This window comes from Comamonas suwonensis, from assembly GCF_012844455.2.
Classification (GTDB): Bacteria; Pseudomonadota; Gammaproteobacteria; order Burkholderiales; family Burkholderiaceae_C; genus Comamonas; species Comamonas suwonensis.
This window is the reverse complement of the sequence record NZ_JABBCQ020000005.1, coordinates 172,983-187,671: the sequence shown is the minus strand read 5'-3', so window position 1 is coordinate 187,671 and position 14,689 is coordinate 172,983. Positions and strand designations below refer to the sequence as shown.

Below are 14,689 nucleotides of genomic sequence, written 5' to 3'. Positions count from 1 at the left end.
ACAGCGCCTTCACGCGCTGGTTCAGCACGACTGCCCGCCGGGCAAACTCCAGCAGACAGAAGCAATCACCCGCGCGTTGGCTGCTCCAACCAGCGTTGTGCCAGCTTGACCCAGAAGGTTGCGCCCAGTGGGATCAGCTCGTCATTAAAGTCATAGCTGGGGTTGTGCAGCGTGCAGGGGCCGCCACCGTGGCCCAGCGCGCGGTGGTCGCCGTCGCCGTTGGCGATAAAGCAGTAGGCACCGGGCTTTTCCAGCAGCATGAAGGCAAAGTCTTCTGCGCCCATGGATGGCTCCTGCGGCACCACGCCGGCATCGCCCAGAATCTCACGCATCACGTTTTGCGCAAACTCGGCCTCAAGGGCGGTGTTGATGGTGGGCGGGTAGTTGCGCACAAACTCAAACGTGCATTGCGTGCCGTGGGCGGCGCACAGCGATTCGCTGATCTGCTTCATGCGCTGCTCGATCAGGTCCAGCACCTCCAGCGAGAAGGTGCGCACCGTGCCTTGCAGCTCTACGCTGTCGGGCACAACGTTGGTGGCTTCACCCGCATGAATCATGGTGACGGAGATCACGCCCGCTTCAATCGGCTTGACGTTGCGGCTGACGATGGTCTGAAAAGCCATGATGAGCTGGGCCGCCACGGGCACCGGGTCCACCACCATGTGCGGCATGGCTGCGTGACCGCCCTTGCCCCGCACGACGATCTTGAATTCATTGCTGGAGGCCATGGCCGGGCCTGCGCCCACGGCCATGGTTCCGGCCTTCATGCCGGGCCAGTTGTGCATGCCATACACGGCCTGCATGGGAAACTGGGTGAACAGGCCGTCATTGACCATCTCACGCGCTCCGCCGCCGCCTTCTTCTGCAGGCTGGAAGATGGCGTAGACCGTGCCTTCAAAGCTCTCGCGATGGGCCGCCAGATATTGCGCGGCGGCCAGCAGCATGGCCGTGTGGCCATCGTGGCCGCAGGCATGCATCTTGCCGGCGTGGCGGCTGGCATGTTCAAAGGTGTTGAACTCCTGCATCGGCAGGGCGTCCATATCGGCACGCAGGCCAATGGCGCGGCCATTCTTGCCACCATCGCGGCCGTGGATGATGCCTACGACCCCGGTTTTTCCCAAGCCTCTATGGGTAGGAATACCCCATTGCTCCAGCTTTTCAGCGACCAGATCGGAGGTGCGAATCTCCTCAAAACACAGCTCCGGGTGGGCATGAATATCGCGGCGCAGGGCGGCAATGTCAGGGGCGCTTTTTTGAAGTTCGGGCAGCAGGGCCATGCGCTCTCTCCTTGGGGTCATCATTAGCAAAAACAATATGATGACCCAAAGCAAGAGAGGCTGCGCCCTCGCTGCATCAAAGCCTCAAACTCTCGCTTTACCGTCGCTTGTGAGCATGGACAACTCCACAAAACCCGGCTTGCCTGCCTGTGGACGGAAAGCAATGGGAAAACCCGCAACCTGCTGGCCGTTCAGGGCTTCCAGCGCCGCCACTAGGCCGTCGCGCTGCAGCCGACCAGCGGCGGCGGCAGACTTCAGCGCCTCGCCGACAACACGGGCGGCCAGATAACCTTCCATGCTCGAGTAATTGGGCTGCAATGCGGCGCCATTTTTCTGCAGTGCCGCCTGAAACTCGCGCGCCAGAGGATGTGATGTCTTAAAGGGCGAGGGCACGACCTGGGTCACCACGACACCCTCGGCCTCCTTGCCCAAAGCCTGCGCCAGCGCCGAGGTCCCCACAAACGACACGTTGTAGAACTGACCGCCATAGCCGGCCTGTCGCGCGGCGCGCACAAAGGCAGCGCTGGCCGCATAAGTGCCCACCTGCACGATCACATCCGCCCCCAGTGGCAGCAATGTCTTGATCGCCTTGGCCACATCCTGAGAGTTGCGCTCCACAGTGGCAGCGCCCACGGGTTTAAGGCCCTGGCTTTGCAGTGCCTGGGTCACGCCGTCCAGACCCGACTGGCCATAGGCATCGTTTTGATAAAACACCGCGATCTTCTTGAGGCCCAGTGAGACCAGCTGCTTGACCATGAGCGCGGTTTCATCGGCATAGGAGGCACGCAGATTGAAGACCGTCTGCGCCAGCTTGGGGTCACGCAAAACGGCGCTACCTGTCAGCGGCGCAATCAGCGGCACCTTGGCTTTTTGCAGCAAGGGCAGTGCCGCCATGCTGGTCGGCGTGCCAAGATAACCAAACAGGGCCATCACGTTATCGGCCAGAAATTTCTGCGTATTGGCCACGCAGCGCTCGGGCTCGTAGCCATCATCCAGCGTGCGCAGCTCTATCAGGCGGCGGCCGATGCCGCCCTGGCTATTGAGCTGATCGAAGTACAGCTTGGCACCCTGCGAGAACTGCGTACCCAGTTGTGCTGATGCCCCTGTCAGTGCGCAAGACTGGCCCAGCACGATGGGGCCTGTCGCCTCCTGTGCGTAGCTGTTAACGCCCCAGACTCCAGCGGCCAAGCCTGCCGTGGCAGTCACAAACTGACGACGATTCCATCCCATCTGCATGTCTCGCATTGCTCTCGCTCTCATTACTGGCTGTTCATCGTTAAGAGCCTGATCGGCTCATTTCTGGTAGGTCGCATTTCACGTTTTTTGACATTCATGCGAGTCGCATAATAGGCTGACAAAGCGGTTTGTCCGCGAATTGCTCCTGTTTTCGAGCTCACAACATGCCCCACATCGCTCAAGTACGCGGCGCCTGCCCGCATGACTGCCCGGACACCTGCGCCCTCATCACCACCGTCGCAGACGGCACGGCCATCAAGGTCCAGGGCAACCCAGAGCATGCACACACCGATGGTGTTCTCTGCGCCAAGGTCAGCAAATACACGGAGCGCACCTACCATGCAGGCCGCGTGCTGCAGCCGCTCAAGCGCAGCGGCCCCAAGGGCAGCGGCCAGTTCACCCCCGTCAGTTGGGACGAGGCCCTTGCCGACATAGCCCAGCGCCTGCACCACATTGCGCAGCACAACCCCGAGGCGATTCTTCCCTACAGCTACGCCGGCACCATGGGCCTGGTGCAGAGCGAAAGCATGGACCGGCGCTTTTTTCACCAACTGGGTGCCAGCCTCCTGGACCGCACCATCTGCGCCAGCGCGGGCAGCGAGGCGCTGACCCACACCTATGGCGGCAAGTTGGGCATGCGGGTGGAATTTTTTGCCGAAAGCCAACTCATCCTGATCTGGGGCAGCAACAGCATTGCCAGCAATCTGCATTTCTGGCGCTATGCGCAGGTGGCCAAGCGCAATGGGGCCAAGCTGGTCTGCATAGATCCACGCAAAAGCGAGACCGCCGACAAATGCCATGAGCATCTGCAACTGCTGCCCGGCACCGATGCCGCGCTGGCACTGGCGCTGATGCATGAGCTGATCGTCAACAACTGGCTGGATCACGACTATCTGGCGCAATACACGCAGGGCTGGGAGGCCCTCAAAGCCAGAGCGCTTGAGTGGCCACCAGAGCGATCCGCTCAGGTCTGCGGGCTGACGGTGGAGCAGATTCAGTCACTGGCCCGCGACTACGGCACGACCAAGCCGGCAGCCATTCGCCTCAACTACGGCATGCAGCGCGTGCGCGGCGGCGGCAATGCGGTGCGAGCCATTGCCTGCCTGCCCGCCTTGATTGGCGCCTGGCGCAATCGTGCCGGAGGGCTGCTGCTATCAAGTTCAGGCGTATCGCCCTTCAACCGGCCTGCAGTGCAGATGCCGCAACTGCTGGGCCAGCGCAGGCCGCGCACGCTGAACATGAGCCAGATTGGCGATGTGCTGCTCCATGAAGGCGATGCCCAATTTGGCCCCAAGGTACAAGCAGTGGTGGTCTACAACAGCAACCCCGTGGCCGTGGCCCCGGAGTCTGCCAAGGTGGCGGCCGGTTTTGCACGGGAAGACCTGTTTACCGTGGTGCTTGAGCATTTCATGACCGACACGGCTGACAACGCCGACTATGTGCTGCCCGCCACCACCCAGCTCGAGCATTGGGACATTCACGGCAGCTACGGCCACACCGATGTGCTGCTCAACCGCCCCGCCATTGCGCCCGAGGGTCAGGCCCGCAGCAACGGGCAGATATTCCGCGACCTGGCCTCTCATATGGCCAGACTCGACTCTGCCTTTGCCGCAGCGCACTTTTCGGATTCAGATGAGGCTCTATGCCGCGCAGCCGTTGCGCATACAGCTATTGATTTTGAAGAGTTGATGGAGCGCGGCTTTGCGCATATCCCGCTGCCCGATGCGCCGTTTGCTGAAGGGCGCTTTGCCACCCCCTCAGGCAAGTGCGAGTTTGACAATCCGGCGCTGGCCCGGCTGGGCATCAACACCCTGCCCGACTACATTCCCAATTACGAACCCCCTACGGCCGACTACCCGCTGGCCATGATCTCACCGCCGGCGCGCAACTTTCTCAACAGCACATTTACCAATGTGGCCAGTCTGGCCCGCATGGAAGATAAGCCCATGCTGGAGATGCACCCTGACGACGCTGCCCTGCGCGGTATTACCGACGGTGACCGGCTGCGTGTCTTCAATGCTCGTGGCGAGCATGTCTGCCACGCCAGCCTCAACGGCCGCGCGCGTCTGGGGCTGGTGGTGGGACTGGGCATCTGGTGGCGCAAGCAAGGGGCCAATGGCACCAATGTGAACGAGCTGACGCACCAGAAGCTCACCGACATTGGCCGTGCGCCCTGCTTTTACGACTGTGCAGTGCAGGTTCAGCGAATAGCGCCGACCTGAAACGCCCCGGATCGTGGTTGACCGCGAACCGGGCTCTGGCCCGAAGAACCATAATGCGGGCAAGTACTCCATGAACATGTGACCGGGACTGCCCGCCCTGAAGCCCAGGAAACAGGCCGCTCCGCCACCGCAACATACACAGTGAAGAAATCCAACACATGGCGCCGCAGCCTCGCGCCCTCCCGGCTTGACCTGCGGCGTCTGATCCTCGCGCTGACTATCGCCAGCGCGCTGATTCCGTTTATCAACACCTTCTACGCCGGCTATCTGGTGCAGCGCCAGCAGTTGATAGACACCACTCTGGAAGGCCACCACGCCTACGCGACCAAGCTAGCCAAGAGCACGGACGATTTTCTGCAGTCCGCTCTGCAGCAACTGGCGTACAGCGCCCAGCTCATGGCCTCTCACATGAAGGAGCCTGGGTACCTGACCCAGGAAGCCCATCGCCTGCGCCTGCAGACCAAGAGTTTCAACTCCGTCACCATCATCGACCCCACGGGTTATGTGCTGGCCACCTCACCCGAAACCTTGCAAATCAAGGGCAAGACACTGCAAAGCGCAGGGGTCGTGGAGACGCTGACCAAACGCGGCCCGGTGGTCAGCCAGCCTTATTTGTCCACTGCGGGAAACTACATCGTCTTTATCTCGCAGCCCATTTTTAGTACTGACGGCCAATACCTGGGTGCCGTGGGGGGCAGCGTCTACCTCAAGGAAGACAATATTCTCGACACGCTGCTGGGCTCGCACTTTTATCAGGACGGCACTTACGTCTATGTGGTGGACAAGAACAAGCACATCATCTACCACCCCGACAGCCAGCGCGTAGGCGACAGAGTGATCAACAACGATGTCATCAACTCCGTGATCAAAGGGGAATCCGGCGCAGCGACCGTGTTCAACAGCAAGGGGGTTGAAATGCTGGCGGGCTACGCCATCATTCCCGTCGCAGGCTGGGGGATCGTGGCCCAGCGCCCCAAGGCCACCACGCTGGCACCGCTCAACAAGCTGATGCGCGCCGTGCTCTACAAAACCCTGCCCATCGCGCTGGTCATGCTGGTCGTCATCTGGTGGAGCGCACGCCGCATTGCCAGCCCGCTGCGCCAGCTGGCGAATGGCGCACACGATATGGACAAGCCCGAGACCGCGCAGAACATTCAGGCCGTCAAGTCCTGGTACTTTGAGTCTCATGAGCTGAAAAAAGCCATGCTCAAGGGTCTGAACCGGCTGCAACGCAACATCACCAAGCTGCGCGAAGACGTCAACACCGACCCGCTGACCGGCCTGGGCAACCGTCGCCATCTGGAAGCTGCGGTCACGGCCTTTCAGACACAGGAGCTATCCTTCTCCGTCATCGCCATCGACATCGACCACTTCAAACGCATCAACGACAGCTTTGGCCATGACACGGGTGACGAAGTGCTCACGCAACTGGCCCACACCATGCGCGAAGTCTCGCGCGTGGGCGATGTAGCCTGCCGTGTGGGCGGCGAAGAGTTTCTGCTGCTGCTGCCCAACACACCGCTGGATGCCGCCGCCAACGCCGCCGAGCGCTTGCGCCAACTGGTCGAGGACATGGCGCTGGCCGATGTCGGCCACATCACCATTTCGCTGGGGGTAGCGCACTGGCCCGACAGCGACATGGACATCAAAGCCGTCTTTCAGCAAGCCGATGCCATGCTCTATGCCGCCAAACGCAGCGGACGCAACCGGGTCATGGTCAGCGAAGCAGGCAGCATGCCGCACAAAACCTGAATCACGCTCGGGCATCCCTGCTGCCACGATGCCTCAAAGGCGTATCCGCAATGGTGGATGCGCCTTTTTCATTCATTCTGTGACTCAAATTAGTGAGCATCCATCACAAGCGATACATAGGCTTTATCAATATTTTTCTGACATCAACAACAAGTGACCGATTTCATTGCGCTAATGCACTAAAGCCCAGCGCTGGCACAGCTTTTGCTGAAACCGACTGCCCCCTGCACTGCAGGAACGGTGGACCGCTCAACAGCCAAGGAATACCCAACCCAACCTGCCCGCGCGCTCGGCCTTCCGGATTGCCGCCCTGGCCAACCCCGCCTGGTATGTGGAAATCGAGGTGGTGGCCGTGCACGCGGCCAAAACAGCCAAGTGAGTTGCTGCGCTGGCAATGATCCATCAACTGACTCTGCATAGAAATTGAGGAGCACTCATCGCTTATTCCATCAGCGATGAGTGCCGATTTCATATTCAGTGAAAGGACACACCCGGGCCTGCTTGAGTGCTGCGTCCATCTAGGGACAGGAAATGATGGACCACGGGCTTGTCAGGTCCCTGGTGGTAGCGCAGCGCTGCAGCCTGCAGATCGGCATCAGCCTTGGAAACCCGACCATGCTGACGCAGGTGCTCGGCCCAGGATTCGACCAGGAACCACTCGATCACGCGGCCTGGCTCTCCCGTGTGCTCGGCCACACCCCAGGCATAAGCGCCATCACGGCGGCGCTCATGGGCCACCTGCTGCATGGCCTGAAAAAAGGCGGGCAGGTCTTCGCCGGCGACCTGGTACTCGATCTGGATCATGACCGGGCCACGGTCGTGGGCCACAGGTTCTGCCAGCAGGGGCTCGGGCCAGTGGTTGGACGGCTGCAGATCGGCTTCGCCGCCAGGCAACTTGACGCGGTGGAAGACCAGGGACACCAGCACCAGGCCCACGGCTCCGATCAGCAACGTGACCGGAAGGCCCAACTGGCCAGCGATCAGGCCCCAGCCCAGGCTGCCCAGGGCCATGGCGCCGTTGAACACCATGAGGTAGATGGCGAGACCCCGGCCGCGCACCCAGTTGGGCAGCACCGCCTGGGCCACGCCGTTGAGCGTGGTCAGCGCGACAATCCAGCCCAGACCCAGCACCAGCATCAGCGCCACGGCAGCCCACTGGGGCGGCGCCAGGGTCAGGACGCCCATGACCAAGGCCGTCACCACAGAAGCCAGCAACACCAGACCGTCGGTGTCGAGGCGCTTGCGCAGCTTGGGCAGCAGCACGGCGCCCAGGATGGCTCCGGCACCGACGGCACCCAGCATCACGCCGTAGAAACCGGCCGTGCCGCCCAGCATGCGGCGCGCCACCAGGGGCAGCAAGGCCCAGACCGAGCTGGCGAACAGGAAAAAGACCGCAGCGCGCAGCAACACCACATGCAGCTCGCGACTGGCACGGGCATAGCGCACGCCGGCCCGGAAGGCGCCGAAGAACTGCTCATTGAGCGCCGAGGCCTCGGCCTTGGGGCGTTTCCACCAGACGAGGGCGGCGATCACGAACACATAACTGAGCACATCAAGCCCGTAGGCCGCAGCAGCGCCGAAGCTGGCCAGCAGCAGACCACCGGCGGCCGGGCCGATGGCACGCGCGATGTTGATGCCCAGGGAGTTAAGGGCCACGGCGCTCTTGAGTTCGCTGCGCGGCACCAGCTCGGGCACGATGGACTGCCAGGTCGGGCCCATGAGGGCGGCACCGATGCCGCCGACAAAGGTCAGGGCCACCAGGTATTCCACCGTGAGGGTGTTGCTCTGGGCCAGCACCAGCAGCGTACCGCTCACGGCTCCCAGCAGCACCTGCACGCCGATGAGGAAACGACGGCGGTCCAGGATGTCGGACAGCACGCCGGCGGGAATGGCCAGCAGAAAGACGGGCAGCGTGGCCGCCGTCTGGATCAGGGCCACGGCCGTGGGGCTGGATGAGAGTTCGGTCACCATCCAGGCACTGGCCACGTCGCGCATGAAGCTGCCGATGTTGCCCAGCACCGTGGCGGCCCACAGCACAGCGAAGACGGGGATGGCAAGCGGCGCGAAGCTGCCCGAGGCTGCTTTTGGGTTATCCGGCATGGGAGCCTCCGAGATCGTGCCAGGCGACGAGCAACATGCCGCCGACCAGGCCCCAGTGTTCAAAAAATGCGTTGGCAGCACGCTGGCGCTCGGCCTGCGGCGCTGCCCAGAAACGGTCGGCCAGCAAGGCCGCCAGCACCGTGAAACCTGCGAGGGCCAGCGCACCCAGCCAGCGGTACCAGCCTGTGAGGATCAGGGCCGAGGCCGCTAGCTGCAGCACCAGGACGGCCGCTGCAATGGGAGCAGCCGGAGTCAGGCCCAGGGCCTTCACCTCGGCCACTGCCCCGCGGAAATTCAGGGCCTTGTACCAGCCACCTTGCAGGTAGGCCGCACACAGGCACAGCAGGGCCAGCGACTGCACCCAGGGGGCGGTGGCAGCAGCGTGCAGCGCACCCATATCACACCGCCCAGCAGGCGCAGCCCAGCGCGCCCCAGAAGCCCTTGAGATCGGCCACGGGCAGCTTGCTGCTCCAGGCCGTGGCATGGGCGTGGCCGTGCATGCTGCAGTTGCTGGCGCAGCCGCAGTTCGCCGCAGCGTTGCGCATGACCGACTGCAGCGGTGCACCTTCCTGCACACCCCAGGCGCCATAGCCCTTGAAGGTGCGCACGGGGGACCAGTCAGGCATGGCCAGGGGCGGGGCCGATTCGTCGAAGTCGGCGAAGGCGCCGACGCCGTAGACCACCTTGCCGCCCACCACGGTGAGCAGGGCCGAGGTGTCGGTAATGTCGGACTCGGGGCAGGCGAAGAAGTCACGGTCGGGCACGATGAGGTCGGCCAGCTGGCCCACCTGGATGCGGCCTTTCTTGCCCTGTTCATTGCTGAACCAGGTCACGTTTTCGGTCCACATGCGCAGGGCCTGGTCGCGGCTCAGGCAGTTGCGCTGGGGCGTGAGCTGCAGACCGCCAACGGTCTTGCCCGTGATCAGCCAGGACAGCGAAACCCAGGGGTTGTAGCTTGCGACGCGGGTGGCATCGGTGCCGGCTGACACGTTGACGCCTTTCTCCAGCATGCGCTTGACGGGCGGCGTGGCCTCCGCTGCGGCGGCGCCATAGCGCTCGACGAAGTATTCGCCCTGGTAGGCCATGCGATGCTGCACGGCCACGCCACCGCCCAGGGCCGCGATGCGGTCGATGGACTTCTCGGAAATGGTTTCGGCATGGTCGAAGAACCAGTTCAGACCAGTCAGGGGCGTGTCTTCATTGACCTTCTCGAACACGTTGAGGGCGCGGTCGATGGTCTCGTCGTAGGTGGCGTGCATGCGCCAGGGCCAGCGGTTCTGGGCCAGGATACGTACCACTTCTTCGAGCTCGCCTTCCATGCCTGGCGCCAGCTCGGGCTGGGGCTGACGGAAGTCCTCGAAGTCGGCGGCCGAGAACACCAGCATCTCGCCTGCGCCGTTGTGGCGGAAGTAGTCCGTGCCCTGCTTGTACTGCGAGGTGGCGGTCCAGCGCAGAAAGTCGTCCTTCTCTTCCTTGGGCTTTTGCGTGAACAGGTTGTAGGCCAGACGGATGGTGAGCTGATCGGCATCGGCCAGCTCCTGGATCACGTCGTAGTCGTCGGGATAGTTCTGCATGCCACCGCCCGCGTCAATGGCGCCGGTCACACCCAGGCGGTTGAGCTCGCGCATGAAGTGGCGTGTCGAGTTGACCTGGTAGTCGCGCGGCAGCTTGGGGCCCTTGGCCAGTGTGGCATACAGGATGGAAGCATTGGGTTTGGCCAGCAGCAGGCCCGTGGGGTTGCCGGCGCTGTCGCGCAGGATCTGGCCGCCGGGGGGCTCGGGCGTGTCTTTGGTATAGCCCACGGCGCGCAGGGCGGCGGCGTTGAGCAGGGCTCGGTCGTACAGATGCAGGATGAAGACCGGGGTATCGGGCGCCACGGCGTTCAGCTCGGCCAGCGTGGGCAGACGCTTTTCCACAAACTGGTGCTCGCTGAAGCCGCCTACCACACGCACCCACTGGGGCGCAGGAGTCACATCCACCTGGGCCTTGAGCATGGCCATGGCATCGGCCAGGCTCTTCACGCCGTCCCAGCGCAGCTCCATGTTGAAGTTCAGGCCGCCACGGATCAGGTGCAGGTGGTTGTCGATCAGGCCCGGCAGCGCACTGCGTCCGCCCAGATCGATGCGTTGGGTCTGCGGGCCGGCCAGGGGCAGGACTTCGCGGTCGCTGCCGACGGCGCTGAAGCGCCCCTGGCTTACTGCCACGGCCGTGGCTGTGGGGTTGCTGCGGTCCAAGGTAGTGAAGCGGCCGTTAAACAGAATCAGTTCGGGCGTGGTGAGCTGGGTCATGGATGTCTCTGGAAGTTCAGCGGCGCAAAGAGTGCGCCAGGTTTCGTGGCGCGCAGACCGCAGATGCGAGATCGGTCTGCACGGCAGAAAGATGGTGCGCCTTTTTAGCCTTCGTGAGCGCCGAACATGGTCTTGGCGTAGGTGATACCAATGCCGTAGCCGCCGCCCAGTTTCTTGGCGATACCGGTTGTCATGTCATAGGTCTCGGTACGGGCCCAGTCGCGCTGCATTTCCAGCAGGTATTGCAGCGAGGTGATGGGCTGGGCACCGGCCTGCACCATACGGTCCATGGCGCGGTTGTGCGCTTCGGCGGAGATGTCACCGCAGGCATCGGCGATCACAAAGACTTCAAACCCTTGATCCAGAGCCGACAGGGCCGGGCCGACGATGCACACGCTGGTCCACAGGCCGGCCAGCACGATGCGGGGCTTGCCGATCTCGTTGACCTTCTTAATGACGGCATTGTCTTCCCAGGTGTTCATCGAGGTGCGGTCCAGCAGGGCCAGGCCGGGGAAAGGCGCGGTCACTTCCTCGAACATGGGGCCGGAGAAGCTTTTTTCGGCCACCGTGGTCAGGATGGTGGAGGCACCGAAGCCTGCTGCGGCCGAAGCGACCAGGGCAGCATTGGAGCGCAGCTGCACGGGATCGATGGAGTGCGTGGCAAAGGCCATCTGCGACTGGAAGTCGATCATGATCAGTGTGTGGTCATGAGGGTTGAGCAGCTTGGCACCGGGCTTGGCGACGGCGACGGGACGGGCGATGGAAGCGTTGGCGTTGGACATGGTGAAACTCCTGGGGAAAAGGTGAGCGAGAGGCTGCAGGGAAAACAAGAAAGCAGAATGAAAAACGGGGTATGAAAACTGTTGCTTACAAGGTGGGCAGTTCACGGGGGCGCAGGTCAAAGACCAGTACCTCGGCGCCTTCGCCGTGATCGAAGCGCAGGGCCCCGGCGTTGCGGATGCGGGCACCGTCGCCTTCGGACAGGCGCTCACCGTTCACGCTGAGGCTGCCGCGGGCCACATGCACATAGACATGGCGCTCGGGCCCCACATCGAGCTCGGCGGACTCTTCGCCGTCGAAAAGGCCGGCATAGACCCGGGCGTCCTGGCGCACGGCCAGCGTGCCGTCTGCGCCTTCGGGGGCGATGATCAGGCGCAGGCGGCCGCGCTTGTCGGCATCGTCCACATGAACCTGCTGATAGCGTGGAGCGGCGCCGCGTTCGGCGGGCACGATCCAGATCTGCAGAAAGTGCACCGGGTCCTGGGCCGAGTGGTTGAACTCGCTGTGCTGGACGCCGGTGCCGGCGCTCATCATCTGCACATCGCCGGGACGGATCACCGAGCCCGTGCCCATGGAGTCCTTGTGCTCCAGGGCGCCGTCGAGCACATAGGAGAAGATTTCCATGTCGCGGTGACCGTGGGTGCCGAAGCCCTGACCGGGGGACACATGGTCGTCATTGATGACCAGCAGATCCGAAAAGCCTTGCTGATTGGCGTCGCGGTAGTGGCCGAAGGAGAAGGTGTGGCGCGATTGCAGCCAGCCATGATTGGCGCGACCGCGGTGGTTGGATTGGCGAACTTCAAGCATTTTCATCTCCAAAAAAATCGATCGGTTTCACACTTCCTGCTGCAGGCATGTTTGCCTTGTTTCGCTGCGTTTCGTGTTGCGATGGATGAAGTATCGGCGGCCAACAAAGGTCAAATATTGAAAGAAAAATGCTTTAATCATCGAAAATTTCGATGATTATTTTTTACGCACATCATCATGCTCAAACTCTCTCTGGAAGCCATTGAACTCGTGGATGCCATCGCGCGTTATGGTTCTTTCGCCAGCGCAGCCGAACGGCTGCACAAAGTGCCATCAACCATCTCCTATGCCGTATCCAAACTCGAGGAGCAACTGGGCCTGAACCTTTTCATGCGCAACGGCCCGCGCATAAGCCTCACGCCAGCGGGCGAGGAACTGCTCAAGGAAGGGCGCTGGCTGCTGGCAGCCGCGCGTCAGCTCGAATCGCGGCTGCGCCAGATCGCCACAGGCTTCGAGACCGAGGTGCGCCTGGTGCATGACTCGCTGATCCCCACCAGCGCCTTCGGCGCCGACATTCAGGCCTTCGAGGCGCTGAACAGCGGCACGCGCCTGCGCATCGGCAGCGAGACGCTGACCGGCACCTGGGAAGCCCTGCGCGAAGGCCGGGCCGACCTGATCGTGGCGGCAGGAGAAGGCCCGGCCGGCGGCGGCCACAAGGCGGTGGCCGTGGGCCAGCTCGATTTCGTCTTCTGCGTGACGGCCAGCCACCCGCTGGCGCGATTGGGTCGGCCACTGGCGCGCAGCGACCTGCTGGAACACACGGCCGTGGTGGCGGGGGACGGCGCGCGCTCGCTGACCGACCGCACCGTGGGCCTGCTCACCGGCCAGCGGCGCATCACCGTGCCGAGCATGCAGGCCAAGATCGAATGCCAGGCCGCCGGGCTGGGCCACGGCTTTGTGCCGCGCGCCTGCGTGCGTGTGGAACTGGAGACCGGGGTGCTGGTGGAGCTGGCGGTGGAAGAACCTCGTCCGCCCGAAACCTTCTGGCTGGCCTGGCGCAGCGATGCCCGCGGCCGGGCCCAGCAATGGTGGCGCGAGCGCCTCAGCCGCCCACTGCTGCCCGGCGTACTGCCCTACTGAAACGGCCCTGCAACTCAAGGTGGCAGGGCCGTGGTGATATGAGCCGACGAGGTCTGCGCAAAGGCTTCAAGCCATGCTCAGGATCGCATGTAGCTCAGAGGAAAGACGATCAGTCCAGCTTCACGCCAGCCGTCTTGATGACCTCACCCCAGCGCTTGGCTTCGGTGCGTGCCAGCTGGTGGAACTGCTCGGGCGTGCCGGGCAGGGCTTCCATGCCGAAGTCGGCCATGCGCTTGACCACGTCGGGGTCCTTGAGGGCTTTTTGCAGGTCTGCATTGAGACGCTGCACGATGGCTGGCGGCAATCCCTTGGGACCCAGAATGCCCTGGAAGGCATAGACCTCGGAATCCTTGAGACCCAGCTCGGCCAGCGTGGGCACATTGGGCAGGTTGGGCACGCGCTTGGCCGTGCCTATGGCCAAAGCCCGCACCTTGCCGGACTGAATCACCGGCAGGCCCGATGCCAGATCCAGGAACATGCAGGGCACCTGGCCGCCCATCACATCGGCCAGCGCGGGCGCAGCGCCCTTGTAAGGGATATGGGTCAGACTCGCGCCAGTGCGATTCTTGAACAGCTCCATGGCCAGATGGTGGGGCGAGCCATTGCCGGGGGAGGCGTAGTTGAGCTTGCCGGGGTTGGCCTTGGCATAGGCTAGGAATTCCTTGAAATCCTTGGCTTCGAACGCGGGGTTGACCACCAGCGCCATGGGGAAGCGGCTGATGCCGCCCACATAGGTGAAATCCTTGTCAGGGCTGAAAGGCAGCTTGCTGAACAGGTGCTCGTTGAACGCCAGGATGGCGTTGTCGGCCGACATGATGGTGTAGCCATCAGGCTTGGCCGCAGCAACGAGCTGGCCACCGATATTGGTCGAAGCGCCGGGACGGTTGTCCACCACGATGGTCTGGTTCAGCGTCTTGCGCATGGACTCGGCCACAGTGCGGGCCAGCACATCGGTACCGCCTCCGGGTGGGTAGGGCACAACCCAGCGCACGGGGTTGGCGGGCCAGTCCTGCGCCATGGCGAAGGGGGAGGCTCCCGCAGCCGAAGTGGCAGCTACTGCGGCCAGAAATTGTCGACGATCCATCATTTGTCTCCTTAGGTTTATGTTTGGGGCGATGTAATCTTGTGCTGTCTTCGCAAGGCCGCT

11 protein-coding genes are annotated in these 14,689 nt (G+C 63.0%); 3 read left to right on the top strand and 8 right to left on the bottom strand.

Annotated features, from left to right (window positions below; all coding sequences use genetic code 11):
• Positions 1–65 precede the first annotated feature (65 nt).
• The gene (locus tag HF327_RS07650) at positions 66–1,277 is read right to left on the bottom strand and encodes a M20 aminoacylase family protein (protein ID WP_169107663.1); all 1,212 of its coding nucleotides are present in this window, start codon (positions 1,275–1,277) and stop codon (positions 66–68) included.
• Positions 1,278–1,361: 84 nt separating this feature from the next.
• Positions 1,362–2,522 carry an ABC transporter substrate-binding protein gene (locus HF327_RS07645; RefSeq protein WP_169107662.1) on the bottom strand — a complete coding sequence of 387 codons (1,161 nt, stop codon included), beginning with the start codon at positions 2,520–2,522 and terminating at the stop codon, positions 1,362–1,364.
• 155 nt (positions 2,523–2,677) lie between these two features.
• Here HF327_RS07645 and HF327_RS07640 point away from each other — a divergent pair, with 155 nt between their 5' ends.
• Together HF327_RS07640 and HF327_RS07635 are read left to right on the top strand one after the other, a co-directional pair.
• Positions 2,678–4,735 (top strand): molybdopterin-containing oxidoreductase family protein, encoded by a 2,058-nt coding sequence (locus HF327_RS07640; protein ID WP_169107661.1) that lies wholly within the window; start codon positions 2,678–2,680, stop codon positions 4,733–4,735.
• A gap of 141 nt (positions 4,736–4,876) precedes the next feature.
• On the top strand, positions 4,877–6,487 hold the full coding sequence (locus HF327_RS07635) for a sensor domain-containing diguanylate cyclase (protein ID WP_169107660.1): 1,611 nt from the start codon (positions 4,877–4,879) through the stop codon (positions 6,485–6,487).
• 474 nt (positions 6,488–6,961) lie between these two features.
• On the opposite strand, the gene HF327_RS07630 is transcribed toward HF327_RS07635, so the two are convergent.
• The 5 genes from HF327_RS07630 to HF327_RS07610 form a co-directional block, all read right to left on the bottom strand.
• Entirely contained in the window at positions 6,962–8,587 is a 1,626-nt protein-coding gene (locus HF327_RS07630) for an MFS transporter (protein WP_169107659.1), read from the bottom strand.
• Complete coding sequence (locus HF327_RS07625; protein WP_169107658.1) at positions 8,577–8,984, bottom strand: DoxX family protein; 408 nt, start codon at positions 8,982–8,984, stop codon at positions 8,577–8,579. The genes HF327_RS07630 and HF327_RS07625 overlap by 11 nt, the downstream gene beginning before the upstream one ends.
• 1 nt (position 8,985) lies before the next feature.
• Positions 8,986–10,875, bottom strand: a complete 1,890-nt coding sequence (locus HF327_RS07620) for an amidohydrolase (RefSeq protein ID WP_169107657.1) — start codon at positions 10,873–10,875, stop codon at positions 8,986–8,988.
• A gap of 104 nt (positions 10,876–10,979) precedes the next feature.
• Positions 10,980–11,657 (bottom strand): isochorismatase family protein, encoded by a 678-nt coding sequence (locus HF327_RS07615; RefSeq protein WP_169107656.1) that lies wholly within the window; start codon positions 11,655–11,657, stop codon positions 10,980–10,982.
• Between the two features lie 85 nt (positions 11,658–11,742).
• Positions 11,743–12,462, bottom strand: a complete 720-nt coding sequence (locus HF327_RS07610; RefSeq protein WP_169107655.1) for a pirin family protein — start codon at positions 12,460–12,462, stop codon at positions 11,743–11,745.
• Positions 12,463–12,639: 177 nt separating this feature from the next.
• On the opposite strand from HF327_RS07610, the gene HF327_RS07605 reads away from it, so the two are divergent.
• Positions 12,640–13,542 (top strand): LysR family transcriptional regulator, encoded by a 903-nt coding sequence (locus HF327_RS07605; RefSeq protein ID WP_169107654.1) that lies wholly within the window; start codon positions 12,640–12,642, stop codon positions 13,540–13,542.
• Positions 13,543–13,651: 109 nt separating this feature from the next.
• Here the strand turns inward: HF327_RS07605 and HF327_RS07600 are convergent, their stop codons facing one another.
• Complete coding sequence (locus HF327_RS07600) at positions 13,652–14,626, bottom strand: Bug family tripartite tricarboxylate transporter substrate binding protein (RefSeq protein ID WP_169107760.1); 975 nt, start codon at positions 14,624–14,626, stop codon at positions 13,652–13,654.
• Between the last annotated feature and the right edge of the window lie 63 nt (positions 14,627–14,689).

What these genes read in the sequence shown, in the direction of transcription:
- HF327_RS07650 (WP_169107663.1), bottom strand. Translation starts at nt 1,277, where the DNA reads ATGGCCCTGCTGCCCGAACTTCAAAAAAGCGCCCCTGACATTGCCGCC.
- HF327_RS07645 (WP_169107662.1), bottom strand. Translation starts at nt 2,522, where the DNA reads ATGCGAGACATGCAGATGGGATGGAATCGTCGTCAGTTTGTGACTGCC.
- HF327_RS07640 (WP_169107661.1), top strand. Translation starts at nt 2,678, where the DNA reads ATGCCCCACATCGCTCAAGTACGCGGCGCCTGCCCGCATGACTGCCCG.
- HF327_RS07630 (WP_169107659.1), bottom strand. Translation starts at nt 8,587, where the DNA reads ATGCCGGATAACCCAAAAGCAGCCTCGGGCAGCTTCGCGCCGCTTGCC.
- HF327_RS07625 (WP_169107658.1), bottom strand. Translation starts at nt 8,984, where the DNA reads ATGGGTGCGCTGCACGCTGCTGCCACCGCCCCCTGGGTGCAGTCGCTG.
- HF327_RS07620 (WP_169107657.1), bottom strand. Translation starts at nt 10,875, where the DNA reads ATGACCCAGCTCACCACGCCCGAACTGATTCTGTTTAACGGCCGCTTC.
- HF327_RS07615 (WP_169107656.1), bottom strand. Translation starts at nt 11,657, where the DNA reads ATGTCCAACGCCAACGCTTCCATCGCCCGTCCCGTCGCCGTCGCCAAG.
- HF327_RS07610 (WP_169107655.1), bottom strand. Translation starts at nt 12,462, where the DNA reads ATGCTTGAAGTTCGCCAATCCAACCACCGCGGTCGCGCCAATCATGGC.
- HF327_RS07605 (WP_169107654.1), top strand. Translation starts at nt 12,640, where the DNA reads ATGCTCAAACTCTCTCTGGAAGCCATTGAACTCGTGGATGCCATCGCG.
- HF327_RS07600 (WP_169107760.1), bottom strand. Translation starts at nt 14,626, where the DNA reads ATGGATCGTCGACAATTTCTGGCCGCAGTAGCTGCCACTTCGGCTGCG.